This is a genomic window from Paenibacillus taichungensis (genome assembly GCF_003287275.1).
In the GTDB taxonomy this organism is placed as follows: Bacteria; Bacillota; Bacilli; order Paenibacillales; family Paenibacillaceae; genus Paenibacillus; species Paenibacillus taichungensis_A.
This window is the reverse complement of record NZ_QEVW01000001.1, coordinates 52,432-74,684: the sequence shown is the minus strand read 5'-3', so window position 1 is coordinate 74,684 and position 22,253 is coordinate 52,432. Positions and strand designations below refer to the sequence as shown.

Below are 22,253 nucleotides of genomic sequence, written 5' to 3'. Positions count from 1 at the left end.
GCTTGGCCCTGTTATTTTTCTTTTATCATAGTTACATGGTATCTAGTTTTCACTTGTTTGGGTTATGCATTGCAGAAGTTACACTTAACGTTCCTGTATTCATGAACCCCAAAGGGATGTCTGCTGAAATCCCTCTTCGATATCCATCTAGCAGACCAAGGCTCCTACGGAGCCGATGTTATCTGATGTCGACAACTACACTGATAAAGCTACAATAACTCTTTGAATTTCGTTTTTATATTCAATTTCTTTTATTACATGATTGAGCAAATCTATGAATTCTTCTTTAGATATTGGATTGTAGTTAGAGTCTCTCTTCGTATTCCTTTTAAATAATCTATGCAACTTGTCTTTAAATCTTGTTCTATATAACAAATTATTCATTCTTTTATAAACCTTTTGTTTCGAGTAATTTTTGTCAAAGTAAAAATTATGTGACATAAATTGAAATGCCAAGTTTGAGTTGTTGTAATAGTTTAAACTTGCTGTCCATAAAAGGTATAGCACTTTATATTTAATAATTTCCTTTTTAAATGTGGAGTCAAACAATTTCATTTTCCGAGCGTGTTGAGTCAACTCATCAAGTATTACTAAGAAGAGATTGAGTTCACTTAAATGACTCAATCCATCAGAAAAATCTTCATAGTAATCATTTTTCTTAGTTGAGTAATAGTAGTTTAATATTCTGGGATTTGCATACATCAGGTTATTTCCAATATTATCTATTATTTTATTTTTTATTTCATCTTCATTAACATCATCTTTAATATCATGTCCTCTGCGATAGTTAGTTTTAATATCGAAATATGCAAATATATCCATGATAATTGGAGCATATAACTTTTGATATATTTCTCTAATATATTTTTCGTTCTCTCTTCTTCTTGTAAACCAATGAGAGACTATTTGTGCTGTCAATGCAGCTGAGGCTCCAATAGTTGCTCCAATTAGTGTTATTTCTTGTTGGTTCATGTTTTCACCTTTCTATTTGTCGATTTCAGATAACGTTCCTGTATTCACGAACCCCGAAGGGGTTGTCTGCCGAAATGCCTCCTCGAAATTCATCTCGCAGACCAAAGCTCCATCGGAGCCGCTGCTTGAATATTATGTTATCGGACGGTCTTGCCTTCTTCGAATTTAATACACATTCCTCTTCGATCTTCAATTGTTCCTTCATCTGTATCAGTTTTTATGTGTTTTTGGAATTTCATTGTTCTATGGTTTTTTATGTCCTTTGACTTTCATTGGTCTTCATCTTTAATATGTACTTTGTACTTTAATCTCTTTAAATCTTCTGAATGTAACTTGACCTTTTCAATCCGATTCTTAAAGTTGCTTTTGTCCTGCAATGTCTTTTGATCTTATTTTATCTATGTTTAATCTTTCAATCCTTTTATCCGATTCATTCTGGGTTTTTAATCCCATTGCAAGTCTGTTCCGATAACGTTCCTGTATTCACGACCCGACGCATGTCGGGTGTTCGGCGGATGCCGAATCCAGGGCGTATTGCCCGCAGCGTGAATATTATGTTATCGGATGTTTATTTCTTCTGTGAATTAGCATTATAACTTTAATAACAAAGTAAACTTCATGATGCTTTTAGATGATGATATGTTAGATTCATTATCTAAATACATTACGACTACTTATTCTAATGCTTCTACATCCACTGTTATCTCTACTGACATTCCTCCATGAAGATAAGTATTGCTTACTGTCGCTATATCATTCAATGAACCAATCTCAATAGGTCTTTCTAAAATCTTTTTAACTTTTTCATTATCTGTATTTATAATTATTCTAGCTTCACTTTGATTCTCGAATCTTGTATGTTTTATAGTCAATTCATTAGGCATTCTTTGCCCAAAATCCCACCACCCATATTCACCATATTTATCAAAATCAAAATAAGATACGCGTGATACGATTATTTCTTCTCGTTCTAGACCCAACGCCATTAAAGAAGAAATAATTCTTTTTTCAAACTCTTTATAGTCATGTATAAAAATAACTGAAGGTCTATCCTTTTCATCCAATTTCTCTACTTCTTCAGGATCAAGGTTGTCCATAAAGTCTTTGAAATAGGAGTCTGGTATCATTGTTGTTAATCTATGCTTTCCTTCTTCCTCTGGACAATCAAACATACTTTGCTTTAAAATATAAAGGCAAAAACATGGCAATTCCATATTACGAGAACTCTTTAAATAAACATGTTGTCCGATTGGAACTCGTAATAAGTCAGTATATTTTTCGTATTTTTGATTTAATTCAACTCCTCGTTCAATATCAAGCACATGAAAAGTTGCCATTGTACCCTCTAACTTATCTCCGCGTCCTTCTCCTTTTTCAAAAGCGTACTTCACCCATGAACTTGGCGTACTAAATTTGATTTCTCCATTATTAAGAAAATTTTCAGCATATTTCTGGGTTGTACACCGGAATACCATCATGAAATTTTCAGGTTCTGCCCATACAGCTTTTTCTTCCATTTTATTTTTCCTCCTATATTAAATATTTTTAAATTTATAACAATAATTCGCTAAAGACATTAGCCTCACTAATCCTTTATAAAACAGGTTGATTATCATTAAAAGTGAATTTCCGATAACGTTCCTGTATTCATGAACCCCTCTAGGGGTTGTCTGCTGAAATTCTGCCTCGAAATCCATCCAGCAGACCAAGGCTGTGTGAGGAGCCGCTGTTTGAATATTATGCTATACGACGTAATCACATCTTTGAGTAACCAACATATGTTCTCATCCCATCATTGATCTGCTATATGCTCCAATAAATCGCCAGGCTGGCATCCCAATGCTGTACATAATTTATCAATTACCTCTAATGACACGTACTCATTTGTATTAAGTTTTGCCATCGTAGCCGATGAAATCCCCGTTATTTTCAATAAGTCCTGTTTCTTAATTTCCCTGTCGATCAATAATTTTTGAAAAGGTTTATAACTTATCATCTGGTATCCCTTCATATCCGAATTGAATTTTTCTTTAATTATATGAAAGTATATTTCCTTAATCAAAAATATCTTTGATATGTCTTGACTATAAATTTCATTATGATAAAATAATATTCAATAAGTTAAATTTTTGTTCGTAAAATAAAATATAACGGACGGTGATCATTCATGCACAATTCTTTAGAAGTCTTACTTGATTCATTGATTCGAAATCGAATTGAAGCTTTATATAGCGATCTTCTCAAGAACAACTCCATCTATAATCAATTCTCATCCGATCGGAATCTTTACTTCAAACAGTTACATGAACTTCTACCTCAGAATATGCATAAAACTCTATTTCTTTATGATGATGCAGACCTTTCTGTTCAAACAATCCTAGAACGCGAAATCTACTTACAAGGTTTTAAGGACGCTCTTCAATTACATAATGAATTAAATATAACTTCTACTTGAGAGCCAAACAGCTCTCTTTTCATTTGATTCTGTCGTATAACGTTCCTGTATTCACGACCTGACGCAGTCGGGTGTCCGGCGAATGCCGGATCAAGGACGAATGTCCGTAGCGTGAATATATTGTTAAGTGATGTTCCAGTCTTCATCGAATCACTTATTCAATTTCTTATCTTCTTTATCTCTTATGAACGAAGTAATTTAAACGCCTTTAAATCGATATTAAATTTTCCTTCAGTGAGTACATCAAGCCCCAAAAGTCCATTAATGTTGTGATATTTATATGAAGTAAAATCGATGTATACATCTTTTAAAATAAAATCGCCTACCTGTATGCCCTCGATTTTCTTACTAAAGGCATGCTCTTTACCTCCAATTCCGTAGCTAGTTATAATTTCATCGTCCATACTCACTTGTATCCCGATCTCATCTACTTCATCATGTGAAATCAAGCTATGACTGGCTCCTGTATCGATCACGATGTTCGATATCACTTTCTTTTGCTTATTAAAATGGACTGTTATTTCCGTAAATAACAGTCCGTCTCGATATTCAATATTCATTTAAAGACTTCTCCTTAATCCTATATTTTTCCGTACCTGCACTACGACTTGATCTTTGGAAGTATGATAAACCAGCGTTTTATCTCTACTATTCAATAATTCGCGAGTCGCTTCTTCATCACTGATCGGACCAATTACGGCTACATCCTCAATGATTTCTTGATTATCTGTTTCTTCGGAATGAAGAACTTCAAATTTCACAAATTGATTCGGAAAAATCTGTTGAACTTCTTGCCATTTCATCACTGTCCCTCCCCTTTTTTGATGGTTATATTATACCATTTTATAGACCTATGACTCTCATTGGAATTTCACTTAACATCTAATTTATGTACTTCGTAAATACCACAGATCCCGCCTGATATCCGAACTACGTCTATGATAACCTATGGTGTAGTATTTGCGAAGAAAAATTTGGTGAAAAAGGGAGATTTATTGAAGCACTCAATCTCCCAAATCCAAACGATCCAATGGACTCTGAATACGCTGAATATTTTCGTACTAACATGGGTATATCGCTGTGTTGTTCGTGCACTCGTGTGACCAAGTAGTTCCTGAATATAGCGCAGGTCTGTTCCGTTTTCCAACAAATGAGTAGCAAAAGAGTGCCTCAAGACATGAATACTAACCTTTTTGTCAATGCCTGCGCGTTGTCTAGCTTCTTCAAAAACCTTCTGAACACTCCGCTCCGTAAGATGCCGATCAGAAGATTGCCCTGGAAAGAGCCAACGAGTTGGTCTATATTCAGTGATGTATTTCTGCACCATATCCCACGCTAGGCTCGATAGGATTGTTCTCCGATCCTTCTGACCTTTTCCCTGCCTTACAATAAGGGTCTGACGCTCAATATCCAAATCGCTGCATCGAAGACGAACGACTTCACCTACACGAAGACCAGATGAATACGTGAGAAAAAGAATCGTTTTATGCTTGAGATTAGTTACGGATGTGAGCAATTTAGCAACTTCTTTTTCGGACAACACTTGTGGCAGCTTGGTCTGCTTCTTGGGACGAATATACTGGATATCTGTAGGATGATGGAGTATGTGCTGGCAGTAGAAGCGAATTGCGCTAATTGTCTGGTTCACACTGGAATGAGAGATCCCTCGCTCAAGCAAATTTAAACAGTACGTCTGAACTACAGAAGTAGTCACGGCTGTACTTTCAAGTTGGCAGTTACTCAGAAAACGTTCGACCTGATTACAATATGCTTTAATCGTTTTGCGGCTGTATCCTCGTAACTTTAATGCCTTCTGTAACGGATCTTTGCTCCATGGATGGTTTGCCTTACTAGCTTTCCACTGCTGTAAATTCTCATTTTCAACCCACAACTCTGGGGTAATCAGAACGTCATCAGGATTAAATTGATTCATGAACTCCTGAAGAGCAGCTATGGTGTAGGGGATGATCCAAACTTTTTGTTTGGCTTCCCACGTTCTGCCCTTAATTCGACGAATCCGTTCAATATATGCAAGGTTATATGGGATATGAATGTGCAGTAACTCAGCGGAACCTTTAGTTATGGTAATCGCCTTTTCAGCTGTAGCATATTTATTCATAGGAAACTCTCCTTCGTTTGGATAGGTTATGTTTTTGAACCAAATTCGGAAAAACAAAAAGGAAGGCCCTTCTTCATCCACTAGGGAATCAGACGACCTTCCGATGCTTTCGGAACATATATGTTTTGAAAAAAGGTTAACCGCGGTGCTCACTGTTGTTGCACCAGAACGGCAAAGCCATGGTGCTTCCCCCACTGCATGCAGCCATCGGCCATGCAGCTCTCCAATGCCGCTGCACCTACATTGCAGCGGCTTCTTCTCCCAGCGGCAGCGTGTAATACTGCGCCTGCTGCCCTTCATGCTGCTGGTATACCACGACCAGCAGCGTCCGACCTTTCGCGGCAAGTGGGCTGGCACCAGCTAGCACACGCTCAAGCCGGAACGGAAGCACATCCAGTACGGTGTGCTTCTGCAGTTCCTTTTCGCCGAGACCAAGGTCGGCGAAAGCACGGGCACCCATGACCGTCTGTGCGGTCATGGCCGAGGTCATCGGCAACGCACGCGAAGCGTTGCCGTCCACCCCGTCCGCCGCTCCATCCGCGGCGGACCCTGTTGCGTCGCCCGCAGGGAGCGACGCTGCGCCATCGCTGCCGATCATACCCGCCGCATCCGCGGCAGAGTCTTCCCCGGCAGCAGCCGAACTTGCCCCAGCGGCAGTTGCACTCGTGCCGCTGCTTTCCAGCCATGCCATGCCTGTGGCACCGGCAACGCGCGGCAGGCGAACGTCTTCCGGACGTTCAGCCAACGTTTTCATATAACCCGCCCACTGGTCTTTCTGGAGCGGATCTTCCCACCAGATTTTGCGTGGTTTGTACTTGTGGCCGAGGAAATAATCCAGCTTCATCAGGCCAAGCACGATATCCATATGCGGCGTGTTCCGCGACTCCAAGAACCCGTGCAGACGGGTGAATAAATCCTCCAGCTGGTGACCGATCTTCTGCCAGCCTTGACCCTCCCAATAATCCCCGAACGCCTGGAAGAAATCAAATGGCGAATCGAACTCCTGCTCCATCAGATACTTCAGCGTATGGTCCATCCGATGTGCGTTCCAGTATTTCTCCAGTACATCCTCCAGCCGCTTCAGGCGCACGATGTCGCTGAACGGCAGCACGTCACTGCCCAGAATCTCATATGGCGCGTGATCCATATACGTGTAGTTGTACTTCTCCGCATCCAGACGCAGACCGGTACCACGAAGCATTTTGAGGAAACCGAGCTGTAACTCTTCCGGTCCTAGGGCAAATACATCGTTAAACGTCTTGCGGAACGTATTGTAATCTTCCTCCGGCAGTCCGGCGATGAGATCCAGATGCTGGTCGATTTTGCCGCTGGCCTTCACCTTGTTCACGGTACGACTCAGCTTCGAGAAGTTCTGGCGGCGTTTCACCAGTTCATTCGTTGGATCATTCGTGGACTGAACCCCAATTTCGAATCGGAATGTGCCCGGAGGCGCATTCTCTGCCAGATAGTCCAGTACCTCGGGACGCATAATATCCGCCGTAATTTCAAACTGGAATACCGTCCCCTGATGATTCTCGATCAGGAATTTGAACATTTCGAGCGCATAATCCCGCTTGATGTTAAATGTCCGGTCCACAAACTTGATCAGCTTCGCACCCTTCTCAATCAGGTACAGAATGTCCGACTTTGTCCTCTCAATATCGTAATATCGCACGCCGACCTCAATACTGGATAGACAGAACTGACAACTAAACGGACAGCCCCGACTAGTCTCAAAATATACAACCCTTTTCCCAAGCTCCGGGATATCCTCTTCAAATCGGTGCGGTGACGGCAGATCATTCAGATCCGCTTTTGGCCGTCCTGGCATGAGAATGACTTCTTCCCCTTTGCGATACGCCAGTCCATATACGAAGTGGAACTTCTTGTCCCCCTCCAGCTCCGTCAAAAGCTGATGCAGCGTCTCTTCCCCTTCACCCATCACGATGAAATCGACATTGGGAATCCGGTTCATCCAATATTCCGTGTCGTAGGACACTTCCGGCCCGCCGAGCAGAATTTTCACCTCAGGCATAACCTTTTTCAAAATATCAATGACCTTGATCGTCTCTTCAATGTTCCAGATGTAACACGAGAACCCGATAATGTCAGCACCGCGCTGGTACAGATCAGACACAATATTCATCACCGGGTCCTTGATCGTATACTCGGCCAGCTCAATATCAAAATCCTTCTCACTATACGCCTTCAGACACCGCAAGGCCAAAGAGGTATGGATGTACTTTGCATTTAATGTAGAAAGAATAACCTTCATGGTTCACAACCTTTGCCTGGACACCCAGACCATATTTTTGGTAAAAGGAAAGCTGCGCAGCCATCCATCCGGCCCCGGACGCTGTTCATGCAAACCTCTTTTGATAGCCATTCCATGTCACATGGACATATCCAACTTTTGTCTTTCAAAGAGTGGACACTCTTTTGAAAAAGACATATACGCCCCTGCAAAACCAAAGCACAACATACAGTATCAAATCCATTTAATCAAACTACATACTGTATACGCTACTGTCAGCCATTGCTTACGCCAATGTCCACCCTTTGAAAGACAATCCGCTGTCTTTTGTCCACAACACAGAGACATTACATCCAACTTCAACTTGTAAAAGACCTCATTCGCGTTTCATTCACGATTCGTTATCCACATCTTACTGCCAACAATTCATAATTCAAATTCCACACTCACTCATACTCGTAAAACGCATCGTCATCCGTATCCACGTCTTCGCCCGTTTGCTTCTGGAAAAACTCAAGGAAAGGCAGCCCATACTTGCGGTACTTGACCTCACCGACCCCTTTAATATCCAGCATGTCACGTTCTGTCTGTGGACATACCACACTCATCTCGCGCAAGGTCGCATCATTGAAAATAATGTACGATGGCACATGTTCTTTCGCCGCCAGATCACGACGGATCAGACGCAGCTGCTCAAATACCGTCTCGTTAACCGCAGATGGCATCGCATCGCGTCCGCGACGTCCGCCATAGTTCGTACCCGAAGCCGTCGCCGCCGTCTTGCGCACTACCCGCTGCATCACTTCACGCTGACCTTTGAGCACTTCCACCGCCAGTGGCTGCAAACGAACAACCGGATACTGCCCCTCGGATAACATCAGATAGCCTTCGGAAACCATGACGTTGATGATTTCGGCGATCTCACGTTCCGTGCGATTACCCATCACGCCGTACGTTGGCAGGGAGTTGAAGCCGTAATCGAGCACTTTTTTGGCACGGGAGCCTTTGAGCACCGAAGCAACCAGCGATACACCATATCGTTCACGCATGCGGTGAATGCAGCTGAATATTTTCTGCGCATCAATCGTCATATCCACCAGCTCACGGTCGTCCGTACATGAACTGCAAATGCCGCACGGCTTGTCCTCATGCACCTCACCGAAATAATCCAGCTGTGCACTGCGCAGACAGCGCGTCGTGTAACAGTAGTCCACCATCTGTTGCAGCTTCCGGTAATCGTTCTGTTTGCGGTCACCCTCCATCGGGTTCTGCTCGATCAGGAACTTCTGGGTGATAATATCCTGTGCCCCGAATAACAAAATGCACTGGCTCGGCTCTCCGTCCCGTCCCGCACGACCGGCTTCCTGCACATATGCTTCCATGTTTTTCGGCATGCTGTTATGAATAACGTAACGTACGTTCGATTTATCAATTCCCATCCCGAACGCATTGGTCGCCACCATCACCCGGATATCATCGTACAAAAAAGCTTCCTGGCTCTGGGCCCGTTCATCGTCCGTCATCCCGGCATGATAACGTCCTGCTGGCAATCCCGCCTGCAGCAAACGTTGATGCAGATCGTCCACGTCCTTACGGGTCGCGGCGTACACAATACCCGGCTCGCTGGCGTGCTCGCGCGCGTAATTCAGGACAAAGTCTTTTTTGCTCTCGCCGCGCAGCACGCTGAACGCCAGATTATCCCGCCCAAGTCCGGTCACATATGTCTGCGGGTCCTGCAAACGCAGCAGCCGCAGAATATCCCCCATGACCTCGGGCGTCGCTGTAGCCGTAAAGGCCGCAACCACCGGCCGCTCCGGCAAACTGTCCACAAACGGCGCTACCGCCAGGTAGCTTGTCCGAAAATCATGCCCCCACTGCGACACACAGTGGGCCTCATCCACAGCAACGCAAGAGATTGGCAAATAGCCCATCTCCTCGCGGAACCAATCCAGCTCCAGTCGCTCAGGCGCGACATAGAGCAGCTTCAGCTCACCGCGCTGCGCCGCCCGGATGCGATCATTCACTTCTTTGCCGCTGAGCGTACTATTAATATAGGCGGCTGCAATACCAGCCGTGGTCAGTGCATCGACCTGGTCCTTCATAAGCGATATCAACGGGGAGACGACAAGCGTCAATCCCGAATATAACAAAGCGGGGATCTGATAACAGATCGATTTCCCGCCCCCGGTTGGCATAATGCCCAGTGTATCTTCACGTTCGAGCAGGCTGGCTACGATCTTTTTCTGTCCCTCACGGAAGTCGGGGTAGCCATAATATTTTTGCAGGAGACCCTGCGCTTCTTCTAATGTAGGTGTTTGCACACTCATGTAAAGACTCCTTACTTATCACCGGTGTTCTTCCACCAGCTTGGTCCGATCCGATTCTGACATCCGAAAGCAGTGTATACCGCATCCTTGACAACAAAATGGCGTTCTCATGACTTGTCCGTCAAGCAAACGCCGCTCCCTTTAGTTTAACGGCCCAGCCCCGAATGAGCAACCGCGTTTTACTGTAAAACGATCTTTGGCAAATGTATAACAACGGCATCACCTAAGTGATCGGAAAGAAAGCAAGTAGAATCAGGTGTGATTGAGCATTCCAGTAAAATAAAAAAACAACCGCCTGCCCTTTTGGGGACAAGACGATTGTTTGGATTTAAAGTTCATTTGCTAATCTTTTAGCGACTCAACCTCAGATTCCGTTAGACCACTCGTTTTGGCAATGATTGAAACTTCAATGCCGAATGAAAGCATATTTTTATCTATTTCAATTGCCTTTCTTTTTTCACCTTCCACTAATCCCTTTTCCGTAGCCCATTCAATCATCGAGGCTTCATCATGCAAATACTTCTGCCGTTCTTCATACAAGCGACGCGCCTCACGATCTTGACTCAGAAACTCCAGCGTATCCATCGCTTTCTTCAATGTAGGTTCATTCATTTGCAGCGCCTCCCAGTTAGATTTGTCAGCACCCTTCAGGAACAAAAGCCAGTTAATCAAAGCTTTACAAATTATTCTACTTTAAATAAGATCAAATTCCCCATTACAACTAGAATTATTTCACTTATTTGTTATTAATTTCAATCATCAATATGATATCATCAATGAATGATTTACTATAGAAAAGATCCTAAATACATATCAAATTCGCACCTCATAAAGGAGGTTGAACTTATTATGAAACAACATGCACATGCTATTGACTCTTCAAACATCTCACCACCAAAATCGTGGATACGCCGACACCCGATATTCACCACATTTTCGATATTGATTTTTGTCCTGTTTGCAGCTGTATTCCTGTATTTCTGGCTTCGCCCTTACTTCTCCACGTTTGATCGTTCCGAACAAGGAGATTTGAGCTACTCCATGCCTTCAAGAAACGGAGAATATACCGCCGAGATTTACGGTGTGCCCTATGGTGGTGGGGCAGGTGGAGTCACAATCTGGGTGGATGTAAAAAAAACGAATGATCCGAATGATTCTACCGTAAAAAACATATATCGCGCCGAGTATCATGGACATAACCATTTGGAATGGAAAAGTGAAAATACCCTCCAAATCGAAAACTGGAATGAGTATGTAGATGAAACCATTACGCTAAACATCGATGAAGAAATCTACGACGGCTGGGGCTGGGCATGCCAAAGCCTGCGCATGAAGGACCAGTACGTTCGATGCCTGGCACCTGAAAAATAAAAACACAAATAAGCAGCCCCGCTCGCCGACTCTCATGGCAAGCGGGGCTGCTCTTCTTCCACCTCTAGATCAGATCAACACTACTCTTTCTCTTTCTCTTTCTCTTTCTCTTTCTCTTTCTCTTTCTCTTTCTCTTTCGGCACACTGTTCCCCTTACTCACCACCGCTTCAAGCTTCTGCGAATTGGCGAGCAGGCCGGGGTCATTTGGCAGATACTCCCTTGCTTTGCTGTTATGCAGAAGCGCGTGCTCCCAGTTTCCCATGTGAGCGTAGCAAAGGGAGAGCCTTGCGTGGGGCAGCCATGTGCGGCATGCCGCAGGCATGGGACGAAGACCCGGGTCGCGGCTGCTGACATCGAGCGCTTGCATATACCAGTAGATGGCGGAGACCAGCTCCTGCCGCTCCTGGAAACAGGCAGCGATGGCGCAGCAGAAGTCGGCATGCGGCAGGTCGAATTGAAAGGACTGCAGCAGTGCACCCAGCTTCCGGTCCGGCTCGCCAAGCCGCTCATAACATTCCGCCAGCCGTGCGCAGGCGATGAGCCGATCCTCGCGATAACCGCTCGGCTCCAGCAGCAGCTTCTCGTACGCCCGAACCGCCGCCGCATAACGCTGGCGGTCGTAACATTCGCCTGCATAATAGAACAGCAGGCGTCCCTGGGCTGCGCCCTCTTCGGCGATCCATTTGCGCAGGATACGCACGTTTCGCGCCGAATGATGACCCGCTTCGCGGCGGTGCGTGACGGCAATATCTGCCGTAATGACACCGCTCCGCGGGAAGCCTAACTGCTCGTGCAGCCGGCCATGCCAGCGGCATCCCGCTTCCCGCTTGACGAGGCGCAACCGTCGGTCCGTCACGAGCGGACTTCCCTCCGGCCCCTCGGCCAGCGTATAGCCCAGGATCACAGCCGCCGTCTCACCGCCGGACGGAAGCTGCTGCTTCAGCCTTTCAAGCTTCGCCCGTTCCGCGGGCAGCATCACATCATCCGCATCCAGCCACAGGATATATTCCTGTGTGGCCAGATCGAATGAATAATTCCGCGCTGCGGCGAAATCATCCTTCCATTCATACGTGTAGACCCGGTCGGTATATTGCGCAGCAATCTCCATGGTACGATCGGATGAACCGGTATCTACAATAACGATTTCGTCCGCGATGCTGGCGACCGAATCAAGACAGCGCGCAAGTGTGCGTTGTTCGTTCTTCACAATCATACACAGACTGATGGTGATCACGTTTTCGCCCCCTTCCTGTCATACACGCTCATTACTATAGTTGTGTTATATCCATGCTTTTTTTCTACTTATCACTTTTCTTCCTTTCTTGCCTTCTCATCCCTGGCCTTCATTCTCATGCTTCAACTTCATCCAACTTCCATCCATTACGCTTCTACATTTCCCGCCCCATTATCCTGAAAACGCAGCCGTTTAACCTGCTCCACCGCACTGTCCAACGCCTTTTTGCGCTGCTTCATGACGCGCAGATGCTGTTGCTCCACCTCGGCAAAATGCACATGATCCAGCTCCATCCATTCTGTCAGCTGATTAAGAGTGGGTGACATATGAAGCTGCGTTTTCCGTCTTTTGCGTGCCACGCAACATAGATATTTATGATGAACTTCCAGCTTCAAGACTTCAAAATACGGCATCAGACACATCGCCAGGTTTCCTGCATAGAACGTTTGCTTGTGATCATAGAACGGATGGTAACCGTACGGAACAGTTACAATCAGGGTTCCTTCCTCTTGCAGCAGCCGATGAATTTGGATCAATAACGTCTCTGGATGGGCAAAATGCTCCAGAACTTCTCCAAGCAACACGGTGTCAAAGGTGGTCTTTACTTTCCATTGCGTAATGTCCAGCATCCGAAAATTGACATTGCTTCGAACAGGTCTGGACTCTTTGGCGAGCTCTCCCTGTGCATACCGGATACTTTCTTCCTCCAGATCAATACCTGTAACACGAAACCCTTCACGCGCCAGCAAAATGGAAGTGATGCCCTGACTGCATCCGACATCCAGAATTCGTTTGCCTGTTGCTTCGCGGCACATCCAGTGAACACGGGTACGTGTGGCTTCGTGCGATTCCTCCGAATTGATCTCACCATAATAACGTTCGCTCACTCGGTCATGATTTGCCATGGCTGCCTCCCGAATCTTCCTGCGAGTGTTCATTGGTTGGTTGGATGGTCGGTTCAATGTGTGTTTTAACATTTGCCTCATTGTCTGACTGGATAGATTCGGTGTGTCCTTGCTTTTCCCCATCCTTCGTCCGAGACACTCGCATGTTTTCGTGAATTTGTATTTTATGTTCTTCCTTAACGTCCTGCACCACGTTCATATTCGACCGAATCGGCTGTCCAAGCACCACGATATTTCCACCCACACATCCAGCTGTCGCATTGCGTGTGTCAAAGATCAGTTTGGCATGATCCGCCATCTCCTGATAGTCAAAGCCCGTATGATCCGTCGTAATGATGACCAGATCCGCCCCTGCCCATAATGCTGGTGATGCCGGTTGAGCCTGGGCAACCGTGCCATCATCCTTGCGGAACACAGACACCATTGGATCGGTAAAGACCACGTCTGCCCCTTCTTCACGAAGCAGTCTATAGACATCCAGCGCTGGAGATTCACGTAAGTCATCGATATCTTTTTTGTACGCCATACCTGCCAGCACAATTCGGGCTCCCTGCATCGACGAACCGTTCTGTTGGAGCAGCTCTGCGGCACGCTTTACTACTCTTTCCGGCATTTGCCGATTGGTCGCATCTGCAAGCGAAATGAATTGCAGCTCTGATCCCTGACGGCCTGCGGCCCAGGACAGATAGATCGGGTCAATTGGAATGCAGTGTCCACCAATGCCCGGACCCGGATAAAACGGCATATAACCGAACGGCTTGGTTGCTGCGGCGTCCAGCACCTCCCAGATGTTCACACCCATTTGCTCACAGGCAGGTGTCAGTTCGTTCACGAGTGCGATGTTCACGCTGCGAAACGTATTTTCGAACAACTTTGCCGTCTCCGCCACTGTCGTTGAACTGACGGGAACGATCTCGTTCAGGAACGAACCGTAGAATGCTTTTCCATAGGATAGACAGGCTGGCGTGGAGCCGCCAATGATCTTCGGTGTATTTTTCACCCCGTAATGCACACTTCCGGGATCTACCCGTTCTGGAGAATAACAGACATGGAACTGCTGCCCTACTTTCCACCCTTTTGCAGCTTCGATTGGCTGCTTCACACGCTCCTCGGTGGTGCCGGGATACGTAGTACTCTCCAAAATGACAAGGCAGTCCTCCTGAAGATAAGGCGTTATCCCATCCACTGCTGCAGCGATAAATGAAATGTCCGGCTGGTGCTCCGCAGTCAAAGGCGTAGGCACACAGATAACAATCACATCCGCCTGCCCTACCGCTGCGAAATCGGTCCCCGCCATCAATAATCCAGCCTGAGCAAGGGATTGCACAACCTTATCCTCAATGCCGATCACGTACGATTTCCCGGCACGCAGCTTAGCCACTTTCGCCCCATCGATGTCAATTCCTTGCACCTGATACCCAGCCTGTGCCATCTCCACCGCCATCGGTAACCCGACATACCCAAGACCAATGACGGCGGCTTTCAGGGAGCGGTTGTTTATGTTTTGAAGCGTGGTACGTTCCTCTGTTTCCTTATTCCCTTCGTGCTTGCTGCCCTCTACCATTCCTTCCACCTCCAAACGGTCCGCCTCCCTTCTATTAATGAATAAAGCCGCCTGCACGTAAAAATTGGGCAATAGCGGAACGGTTCATCATTGCGCTGTCTGAACGATACTCGGAAAAGGTCACGCGAGGCAGCCCATTGTATGGATCTGTCAGGCGCTTGTCCGGTTCCTGTGGCAAAATTACATAATATTGTTCGTCATATTTGTAGGTACGTGGTGCCTCAAAGGGAGAAATGAGTACTTCATGCAATTTTTCGCCTGGTCGAATCCCGGTTACTTTATAGTCGTGAGCCGGACGACCTGCCTGTTCCAGCATGACCGAAGCCAGATCCGTCATTTTGCAGGCCTTCATTTTCATTACAAAAGTCTCGCCGCCCACGGCTGCCTCAGCCGCCTTCAGCAACAAATGAATAGCTTCCGTCCGCGTCAGGAAAAAGCGGGTCATGCCTTTGTCCGTAATGGTCAGGCTCTTGCCTTCATCAATCTGACGACGGAACAACGGAACGACACTGCCGCTGGTCCCGAGCACATTGCCCCCGCGAATACACACAAAACGGGTGGACTCGCTCAGCCCATTGGCACGAATCATCATCTTTTCCCCCAAAGCCTTGGTCATGCCGTACACGTTAATCGGATCTACCGCCTTGTCGGTGGAGACATCAATGACTTTGGCAACCTGCATGTGAATCGCAGCACGAATAATATTTTGCGTGCCGATGACGTTGGTCTTGAACGCTTCATCCGGCTGATCCTCGCATACCGGGACGTGTTTCAGTGCAGCCAGATGGAAAAGAACATCAACCCCGCGACAAGCTTCCTCCACAGCCCGATAGTCGCGAATGTCCCCAATGACAAAACGCAAACGTTCATCATGACCGAAATCCCGCTGCATCGTTATCTGGGCGTACTCATTACGCGAGAGAATCCGAATCTCGGCTGGATTCTGTTCCAGCAGTACCTCGGTCAGTTTTTGCCCCCAGGAGCCCGTGCCTCCGGTGATCAGAATCGTTTGTCCTTTAATCATGGTGAATCCCTCCTTGTTCAAATCATGAATTCGCGTAATACCGCAGCCATCTCTTCCCGGCTCAATCGGTCTTTCGGTGGTACTTTTTTGATGGATGTATTATTGGAATGCACAATATTCACGTAATTGCGCGGAGCCAGCAGTTCATGCGGCAGCTCAATGACATTGCCATGTGTTCCCCGGCCCGGCAGCTTCACCCGGTATCCCGCAGCGTACTCAGCCGTTTTATACAGGTAAACATAGAACTGTGGGGAACGGTGAAACGCTGGAGCCATCTCATGATTCACGCTGTCCCACAAGTATCCATTCTGGTTGATGAGTGCCATCGTTCCGGGCTGCGGCTTCACGTCATAAAGCTGCTGAACAAAGGTCCTGTGATACAGATCGTCCGAATCCAGTCGTGCTATATAGATATCCTCTGCCCCCTCTGCATAAGCCAGGATAGCCCGCACACTTTCGATGGTTGTTCCAAAACGAATATTGGATGGCAGCGGCTCCTGCTCAGCTAAAATCTCTTGCATCAAGTCCCCCGATTCCTTGGACAGCTTCACCACCGTCAGAAAATCCTGATTCGTCTGCGCCTTAAGACAATGAAGGGTGAAAGTACGGAAAATGCTCATTCGCCGCTCCAGCCACTCTCTTGTCAAGCGCTGCGGGTCCATTCCGTAATTGTTGAAATTGATCTCAATAACCACTTTTCTGGACATACCCTTCCTCCTCATCCTTCTGTGAACTTCTTTCAATTCAATCAGACTATTTTCATAGTTTTTACAGCCCTTTCCACGCCAAAAATGCCTCCGTCAGCCCGAAACTGCTATACAGAAGCTCTCTCTCCAATCCAGCCGACTCTATAACGTATGAAAAAATAATAGAACTGGTCCGGACACTTGCACGGGTTCTTGCATAAATCAGCTTTTACATAAGCCCATCAACACTTTCCGGTCTCGAAAGCAGATTGATATATAACCGAAGATGCGCCCTGCGGGTCGAACGCACAAAACGTTGCCGAAGCCGCAACATAGAATAGAGCAATTGAATTTTCAAAGGAGGCCTTATACCACAATGAGTCCAATCTATCTTGAAATGGATGGTGTGCTGGATCAACTTGAAGCGGCCGTGAGGGATAAGCGTCCCTTCTCTCTGGTCCGTGTGGGCGATGGCGAGAATATCGTCATGTCCCAGGAAACAGTCTGGAGTACGGAACAGGTTCTGCAGGAACGATGGGCTATCAAAGCTAATCTGGGGCAAAAAGGACTGCGTCTACCTAATCTGCAGCTTCGGGACGAGGTTGCCGCTTCCTTGCAACGGGCAGATATCGTAGGTGTTCTTCCTCACGGGGACAGTACCATCAAAGCCCCGGAGCATCTCAAAAGACAGCTGACCGATACGGTGTTCGCGCATTTTGGCATCGCTCCGGCACTGACTTGCCATGCCTGTGTCAATCGGGAACTCGCTCAGGTGCCCCGCTTCTGGAATATGCTTGCCGGCAAGCGGGTACTGCTCGTTACCCGGGAGATTGAGCAACTGCGAGCCATGCTAGTTCAGGAGCCCTACCATCTGGATATCACAGCTGCGCTGCCCTTCGACGGCTGGGACCAGATGCAGGAAACGCTGCAATGGATTCAAACGAATCAGGATACCTTCGATGTAGCTCTTTTCTCCTGTGGCGTGAACGCGGTTGTTCTTGCGGAACGGACAGCGGCACTTGCAGGCAAAGTCGCCATCGACTTCGGCAAAGCCAACAACATTATTTTGAAAGGCCGCGCCAACTAGTCTTTAAAAGTAGATACTACAACAAAAATCCCGGACTCCTTGGAGCCGGGATTTTGTTCTGCTTATCATCAGATGTTTACGTAAGCACTCTTCCTGCTGAACCTTTTGTTCATAGGAACTAATTGGTGGCTGCAATGCCATGGAACACCTCAGGGCCAGTCCGTACCGATGTGGACACGCCGGAAATAAACGAAGTATACACACTTTCCAGTGCAGGCGGTGCGGACAGATCCTGTGCAGTGAACGAATGAAATTCAGCACCACCGTTCTGACCTACCGTGCCTTCGGCGCGATATATCACATAGAACGGATCGTAAACACTGCCCCGTACAAGCTCAACAACAAACGTATCCCCCACTTCTCCGGTAACGCCAACCGTGCCATTCAAGGTGATAATGGGGTTGGGGACACCAAGGGTCTGCAGACCAATGGAGCCAAACGCTTCTGGCGATGGGCCTAGAGACAAACCCGGCTGTCCTACGGTTCCCGAGTTCATCGAAGTTCTCATATCGAGAAACACACCCATGAGTAACACCTCCAATGCTATGGGATACGTTATTCTATGAATCTCGACTCTCTTTGGATTGGATGGGTAACAGATTGTCTCCACCTATTTTTATTTGCCCCCGGTTAATGGTATATTGGACTGCATAACGAAATGAACGGATCGTATGCACACAAGCGGTACAGGCTGTTCAGAAGGAGATTACTATTTATGAATAAACGTAAACGCCCAACAGGCAATACATCGGCCAAGGGGAAAACATCCGCAGGTTCGTCCACAGCACGATCCGGTCGGTCCACTTTTACTTCCGCCAAATCATCAGGACCATCTGCATCACGCAATACAGGAGCGGCGAATAAGCCTGTAGCATCCAAATCCTCCGCGGCTCCCAAGAAAGCCGGAGCATCCAAACCCAAAGCAGCCAAACGTTCGGGTAATTCCTATTATCGCAAGCAAGAACCACCACGCCCGTACAAGGTTACTGAACCGGATGAGCTGCTCAACTTCTTGCTGAAACATTTGAAGTCCGGCCGTAATGCCGTCAAATCCATTCTGGGTCGCGGACAGGTATCCGTTGATCAGAAAGTGGTGACCAAGTTTAATCTGGAGCTAACGCCAGGGCAGATCGTAACAATTAGCAAAGAAGGCGCTGTTGCCGCTCCTTCCCTGACGGGCATTAACATTTTGCATGAAGACGATGATATTATTGTCATTCGCAAGGAAGCTGGACTGTTGTCCATCGCCGCTGACAAGAGTGATGATCTTACCGCTTATCGCCAGCTGACCGAGCATGTTCGCCGTACCGACGCGCTGAACCGGATATTTATAGTCCATCGTCTGGACCGCGACACTTCGGGTGTCATGATGTTCGCCAAGAGTGAAGAAGTGCAGCAGAAGCTGCAGGACAACTGGAAAGAAAATGTACAGGAACGTGTGTATGTTGCCCTTGTGGAAGGCGCCGTTGCAAAAGAAGAAGGCACCATTTCCTCATGGTTGAAAGAAACCAAGACGCTCAAAATGTATTCCAGTTCTCGCCCGAATGATGGACAACATGCCATTACACACTACAAACGTCTACAATCGAACCGCGAGTTCTCCTTGCTGGAAGTCCGTCTGGAGACGGGACGTAAAAACCAGATTCGTGTGCATATGGAAGATCTGGGCCATCCCATCGCAGGCGACAAAAAATACGGGGCTCATACCAGAACACTCGGCCGCCTCGGACTGCATGCACGGGTACTCTCGTTCATCCACCCAACGTCGGGTCAGCTAATGAGATTTGAGTCGGATATTCCAAAACAGTTCCTCTATCCATTCCGTACGGATGCTCCACCAGCGAACTAACGGGATGATTCAAAGAACAGGCAGCGCTGACTCTGCGATTTCAGCCGATTCTGGACAAGCTGCGGTGCCGGAACTGGCCGCTGGCCTGACCACGTCTGAAAGGAGGAACCGATGCTGAAAAACGTGTTGATTACCGGTTATCGTGCACATGAACTACAGATTTTTGGACAGAAGCATGAGGGAATTCCTTTCATCAAAAAGGCGATCTCTTCCCGTCTTACACCTCTGGTCGAAGACGGGCTGGAGTGGGTGCTGACGCCAGGCCAATACGGTGTAGACCTGTGGGCCTGCGAAGTGGTACTTGAGCTGAAAAAGACGTTCCCGGATCTGAAGCTGTCGATCATTACTGCTTTTCAAAATCCTGAGGAACAATGGAAGGAAGACAAACAGGAGTATTATCGCTCCATTCTGCAAGGTGTAGACTATTATGGCGCGATTAGTCGTCAGCCGTATATCGGCCCGTGGCAGTTTACTGCGCGGGATGACTTACTGCTGCGCAAAAGCGACGGTCTCCTGCTCGTGTATGATGAAGATGCCGGGGATGGCAGTCCCCGTTTTATTAAGGAAAAAGCAGTCAAAAAACAGCAGAATGAAGATTACACCATCATCAGCATCACCTCGGAGGATATTCAATCGGTTGCCGAAGATGAACGGATGAACGATGTAGGGAATTACGACGATCCTTCATTCTGATCTGTGCGCGATTGGAGCAGCAAAGAATGACGTACATATGTTTTTTTTGGCAGCAGGTTGGGTATAAGTAGTAGTAAAACTGCGATTACCATGTCGTATGGGACAAAGGGGAACTGCAACCATGACATTAACGCCAGAGCAGCGCATTCAACTGCATGGATTCAACAACCTGACCAAGTCGCTGAGTTTCAATATGTACGATATCTGTTATACGAAAACCAAAGATGAACGCGAAGCTTACATTGAATATATTGATGAACAATATAATGCGGCTCGGCTGAGCAAAATCCTGAATAACGTGTCTGACATTATCGGTGCCCATGTGCTGAATATCGCCCAACAGGACTATGTTCCTCAGGGTGCAAGTGTGACGATGCTTGTGTCGGAAGGCCCCATTGTGGAGATCCCCGAAGAATCCTTCGATGAATCTCCAGGCCCCCTGCCCGATAATGTTGTCATGCAGCTCGACAAAAGCCATATTACCGTTCATACGTACCCCGAATTCCACCCAAGTGAAGGCATCAGTACATTCCGGGCAGATATTGACGTCTCTACCTGTGGTGAAATCTCGCCACTTAAGGCACTGAATTATCTGATCCACTCATTCGATACGGATATCATGACGATGGATTACCGGGTACGTGGTTTTACACGGGATACGAGTGGACGCAAACTGTTCATTGATCATGAGATCGGTTCAATCCAGAATTATATTCCAGATGAGATCAAGAGCAGCTTCGACATGATTGACGTAAACGTCTATCAGGAGAACATTTTTCACACCAAGTGCAAACTGAAAGAATTCGATCTGGATAACTATCTGTTTGGTTATACCAAAGATAAACTGAGCAAGGCTGAGCAACAGGAAATTACGGAGTGGTTGAAGTTGGAGATGGATGAGATTTATTATGGCAAAAACATCAATCGTCCTTCTTAATAACTAATTCGTGAGGACTGATTCATACGGGTGGGACAAGGATAAGATGTCATGAAGCAGGATTTCATAATGGAGTCCTCCGTCATGCGCTTGTCCTTTTCTTTTGCCTAACTTGACAGGCAGTAGCTCATTTTTTTATGATGAAAGCAATTGCATTTTCATTGAAGGAGACTGAGCCGTTGATTGAAACGAACACTTCCAGACGCAATGAATCTCTGTTACAGGCGCTGAACGCGCAGCACAAGGTTACCACTGAAAATATTGCCAACGCAGACACACCCAATTACAAAAAGAAATCGGTGGAGTTTGAGGAAGAGCTTAGACGTATTATTGAGAATGGCAAAACAGATCAGCTCGATATGAAGCGGACTCATGAAAAGCACTTTCCGGTCAGTAATCCCAATGATTCCATCGTAAACTACCGGATTGTCGAGAACAACGAAACATCCATGAATAATAACAACAATAACGTTGATATTGACAAGGAAATGGCGAATCTTTCGGAGAATCAGCTTATGTATAACTACATGGTTGATCGGGTCAGCGGGCACTACAAGAAAATGAAAAACCTGTTGCAGGATATGAAATAATGAATGATAGAGCAGCCTTTTGGCTGCTTTTTGTTTTGTCAGCGATCGGAAGTATGCAGAGGATCTATATTGAATTATATTGATCTATATTAAACGCATTTAGCGTCGCTTTTATTTTCTTTAATCAGGAGGATGTGCTCCCCTGCTTGTGCCCTTTTTCGGTATCCTCTCTGATTCGTAGTATA

At 46.5% G+C, this 22,253-nt stretch carries 21 protein-coding genes and 1 pseudogene; 7 read left to right on the top strand and 15 right to left on the bottom strand.

The genetic code is table 11. From position 1 onward, the window contains the following. Positions 1-195 precede the first annotated feature (195 nt). The 3 genes from DC345_RS00355 to DC345_RS00345 form a co-directional block, all read right to left on the bottom strand. A complete protein-coding gene (locus DC345_RS00355; protein ID WP_113051418.1) occupies positions 196-972 on the bottom strand; it encodes a hypothetical protein in 777 nt (258 codons plus the stop codon). 674 nt (positions 973-1,646) lie between these two features. Beyond that, positions 1,647-2,489, bottom strand: a complete 843-nt coding sequence (locus tag DC345_RS00350; RefSeq protein WP_113051417.1) for a hypothetical protein — start codon at positions 2,487-2,489, stop codon at positions 1,647-1,649. Between the two features lie 275 nt (positions 2,490-2,764). Further along, entirely contained in the window at positions 2,765-2,968 is a 204-nt protein-coding gene (locus DC345_RS00345; protein WP_036670472.1) for a helix-turn-helix domain-containing protein, read from the bottom strand. A 171-nt stretch (positions 2,969-3,139) separates the two neighbouring features. On the opposite strand from DC345_RS00345, the gene DC345_RS32020 reads away from it, so the two are divergent. Next, positions 3,140-3,427, top strand: coding sequence for a hypothetical protein (locus DC345_RS32020; RefSeq protein ID WP_113051416.1), 288 nt, complete (start codon positions 3,140-3,142; stop codon positions 3,425-3,427). Positions 3,428-3,609: 182 nt separating this feature from the next. On the opposite strand, the gene DC345_RS00335 is transcribed toward DC345_RS32020, so the two are convergent. The 6 genes and pseudogenes from DC345_RS00335 to DC345_RS00310 all read right to left on the bottom strand — a co-directional run. Further along, complete coding sequence (locus DC345_RS00335) at positions 3,610-3,987, bottom strand: retropepsin-like aspartic protease (RefSeq protein ID WP_113051415.1); 378 nt, start codon at positions 3,985-3,987, stop codon at positions 3,610-3,612. Beyond that, a complete protein-coding gene (locus tag DC345_RS00330; protein WP_113051414.1) occupies positions 3,988-4,230 on the bottom strand; it encodes a hypothetical protein in 243 nt (80 codons plus the stop codon). Positions 4,231-4,373: 143 nt separating this feature from the next. Beyond that, positions 4,374-5,546, bottom strand: coding sequence for a site-specific tyrosine recombinase/integron integrase (gene xerA, locus DC345_RS00325; RefSeq protein WP_258530411.1), 1,173 nt, complete (start codon positions 5,544-5,546; stop codon positions 4,374-4,376). Positions 5,547-5,784: 238 nt separating this feature from the next. Further along, positions 5,785-7,821, bottom strand: coding sequence for a B12-binding domain-containing radical SAM protein (locus tag DC345_RS00320; RefSeq protein WP_113051413.1), 2,037 nt, complete (start codon positions 7,819-7,821; stop codon positions 5,785-5,787). 425 nt (positions 7,822-8,246) lie between these two features. Further along, positions 8,247-10,127, bottom strand: a complete 1,881-nt coding sequence (gene recQ, locus DC345_RS00315; protein ID WP_099855197.1) for a DNA helicase RecQ — start codon at positions 10,125-10,127, stop codon at positions 8,247-8,249. A 342-nt stretch (positions 10,128-10,469) separates the two neighbouring features. Further along, positions 10,470-10,799 (bottom strand): annotated as a pseudogene (locus DC345_RS00310) (Rpn family recombination-promoting nuclease/putative transposase); the annotation flags it as partial. 177 nt (positions 10,800-10,976) lie between these two features. Here DC345_RS00310 and DC345_RS00305 point away from each other — a divergent pair. Continuing rightward, entirely contained in the window at positions 10,977-11,498 is a 522-nt protein-coding gene (locus tag DC345_RS00305; protein ID WP_113051412.1) for a DUF5412 family protein, read from the top strand. Positions 11,499-11,578: 80 nt separating this feature from the next. On the opposite strand, the gene DC345_RS00300 is transcribed toward DC345_RS00305, so the two are convergent. From DC345_RS00300 to DC345_RS00280, 5 genes are all read right to left on the bottom strand, one after another. Further along, a complete protein-coding gene (locus DC345_RS00300) occupies positions 11,579-12,733 on the bottom strand; it encodes a glycosyltransferase (RefSeq protein WP_258530410.1) in 1,155 nt (384 codons plus the stop codon). A 146-nt stretch (positions 12,734-12,879) separates the two neighbouring features. Continuing rightward, the gene (locus DC345_RS00295; RefSeq protein ID WP_113051411.1) at positions 12,880-13,638 is read right to left on the bottom strand and encodes a class I SAM-dependent methyltransferase; all 759 of its coding nucleotides are present in this window, start codon (positions 13,636-13,638) and stop codon (positions 12,880-12,882) included. Further along, on the bottom strand, positions 13,625-15,211 hold the full coding sequence (locus DC345_RS00290; protein WP_258530448.1) for a nucleotide sugar dehydrogenase: 1,587 nt from the start codon (positions 15,209-15,211) through the stop codon (positions 13,625-13,627). Before DC345_RS00290 ends, DC345_RS00295 begins: the two co-directional genes overlap by 14 nt. A gap of 25 nt (positions 15,212-15,236) precedes the next feature. Beyond that, positions 15,237-16,226, bottom strand: coding sequence for a polysaccharide biosynthesis protein (locus tag DC345_RS00285; protein WP_113051410.1), 990 nt, complete (start codon positions 16,224-16,226; stop codon positions 15,237-15,239). A gap of 17 nt (positions 16,227-16,243) precedes the next feature. Beyond that, a complete protein-coding gene (locus tag DC345_RS00280; protein WP_113051409.1) occupies positions 16,244-16,933 on the bottom strand; it encodes a glycosyltransferase in 690 nt (229 codons plus the stop codon). A 355-nt stretch (positions 16,934-17,288) separates the two neighbouring features. Here DC345_RS00280 and DC345_RS00275 point away from each other — a divergent pair, with 355 nt between their 5' ends. Continuing rightward, on the top strand, positions 17,289-17,999 hold the full coding sequence (locus tag DC345_RS00275; protein WP_113051408.1) for a GT-D fold domain-containing glycosyltransferase: 711 nt from the start codon (positions 17,289-17,291) through the stop codon (positions 17,997-17,999). Positions 18,000-18,117: 118 nt separating this feature from the next. Here the strand turns inward: DC345_RS00275 and DC345_RS00270 are convergent, their stop codons facing one another. Next, the gene (locus tag DC345_RS00270; protein WP_113051407.1) at positions 18,118-18,525 is read right to left on the bottom strand and encodes a hypothetical protein; all 408 of its coding nucleotides are present in this window, start codon (positions 18,523-18,525) and stop codon (positions 18,118-18,120) included. A 189-nt stretch (positions 18,526-18,714) separates the two neighbouring features. Between DC345_RS00270 and DC345_RS00265 the strand changes: the two genes are divergently transcribed. The 4 genes from DC345_RS00265 to flgB all read left to right on the top strand — a co-directional run bounded on the left by DC345_RS00265 (position 18,715) and on the right by flgB (position 22,068). Beyond that, positions 18,715-19,848 carry an RluA family pseudouridine synthase gene (locus tag DC345_RS00265; RefSeq protein ID WP_113051406.1) on the top strand — a complete coding sequence of 378 codons (1,134 nt, stop codon included), beginning with the start codon at positions 18,715-18,717 and terminating at the stop codon, positions 19,846-19,848. 111 nt (positions 19,849-19,959) lie between these two features. Further along, on the top strand, positions 19,960-20,541 hold the full coding sequence (locus DC345_RS00260; protein WP_181586429.1) for an SLOG family protein: 582 nt from the start codon (positions 19,960-19,962) through the stop codon (positions 20,539-20,541). A gap of 121 nt (positions 20,542-20,662) precedes the next feature. Next, the gene (speD, locus tag DC345_RS00255; protein WP_113051405.1) at positions 20,663-21,478 is read left to right on the top strand and encodes an adenosylmethionine decarboxylase; all 816 of its coding nucleotides are present in this window, start codon (positions 20,663-20,665) and stop codon (positions 21,476-21,478) included. Positions 21,479-21,657: 179 nt separating this feature from the next. Further along, positions 21,658-22,068, top strand: a complete 411-nt coding sequence (flgB, locus tag DC345_RS00250) for a flagellar basal body rod protein FlgB (RefSeq protein ID WP_079695340.1) — start codon at positions 21,658-21,660, stop codon at positions 22,066-22,068. Positions 22,069-22,253: the final 185 nt, after the last annotated feature.

Excerpts from the sequence above, each read along its gene's own strand:
- DC345_RS00355 (WP_113051418.1), bottom strand. The coding sequence starts at position 972 with ATGAACCAACAAGAAATAACACTAATTGGAGCAACTATTGGAGCCTCA.
- DC345_RS00350 (WP_113051417.1), bottom strand. The coding sequence starts at position 2,489 with ATGGAAGAAAAAGCTGTATGGGCAGAACCTGAAAATTTCATGATGGTA.
- DC345_RS00345 (WP_036670472.1), bottom strand. The coding sequence starts at position 2,968 with ATGATAAGTTATAAACCTTTTCAAAAATTATTGATCGACAGGGAAATT.
- DC345_RS32020 (WP_113051416.1), top strand. The coding sequence starts at position 3,140 with ATGCACAATTCTTTAGAAGTCTTACTTGATTCATTGATTCGAAATCGA.
- DC345_RS00335 (WP_113051415.1), bottom strand. The coding sequence starts at position 3,987 with ATGAATATTGAATATCGAGACGGACTGTTATTTACGGAAATAACAGTC.
- DC345_RS00330 (WP_113051414.1), bottom strand. The coding sequence starts at position 4,230 with ATGAAATGGCAAGAAGTTCAACAGATTTTTCCGAATCAATTTGTGAAA.
- xerA (WP_258530411.1), bottom strand. The coding sequence starts at position 5,546 with ATGAATAAATATGCTACAGCTGAAAAGGCGATTACCATAACTAAAGGT.
- DC345_RS00320 (WP_113051413.1), bottom strand. The coding sequence starts at position 7,821 with ATGAAGGTTATTCTTTCTACATTAAATGCAAAGTACATCCATACCTCT.
- recQ (WP_099855197.1), bottom strand. The coding sequence starts at position 10,127 with ATGAGTGTGCAAACACCTACATTAGAAGAAGCGCAGGGTCTCCTGCAA.
- DC345_RS00305 (WP_113051412.1), top strand. The coding sequence starts at position 10,977 with ATGAAACAACATGCACATGCTATTGACTCTTCAAACATCTCACCACCA.
- DC345_RS00295 (WP_113051411.1), bottom strand. The coding sequence starts at position 13,638 with ATGGCAAATCATGACCGAGTGAGCGAACGTTATTATGGTGAGATCAAT.
- DC345_RS00285 (WP_113051410.1), bottom strand. The coding sequence starts at position 16,226 with ATGATTAAAGGACAAACGATTCTGATCACCGGAGGCACGGGCTCCTGG.
- DC345_RS00280 (WP_113051409.1), bottom strand. The coding sequence starts at position 16,933 with ATGTCCAGAAAAGTGGTTATTGAGATCAATTTCAACAATTACGGAATG.
- DC345_RS00275 (WP_113051408.1), top strand. The coding sequence starts at position 17,289 with ATGAGTCCAATCTATCTTGAAATGGATGGTGTGCTGGATCAACTTGAA.
- DC345_RS00270 (WP_113051407.1), bottom strand. The coding sequence starts at position 18,525 with ATGGGTGTGTTTCTCGATATGAGAACTTCGATGAACTCGGGAACCGTA.
- DC345_RS00265 (WP_113051406.1), top strand. The coding sequence starts at position 18,715 with ATGAATAAACGTAAACGCCCAACAGGCAATACATCGGCCAAGGGGAAA.
- DC345_RS00260 (WP_181586429.1), top strand. The coding sequence starts at position 19,960 with ATGCTGAAAAACGTGTTGATTACCGGTTATCGTGCACATGAACTACAG.
- speD (WP_113051405.1), top strand. The coding sequence starts at position 20,663 with ATGACATTAACGCCAGAGCAGCGCATTCAACTGCATGGATTCAACAAC.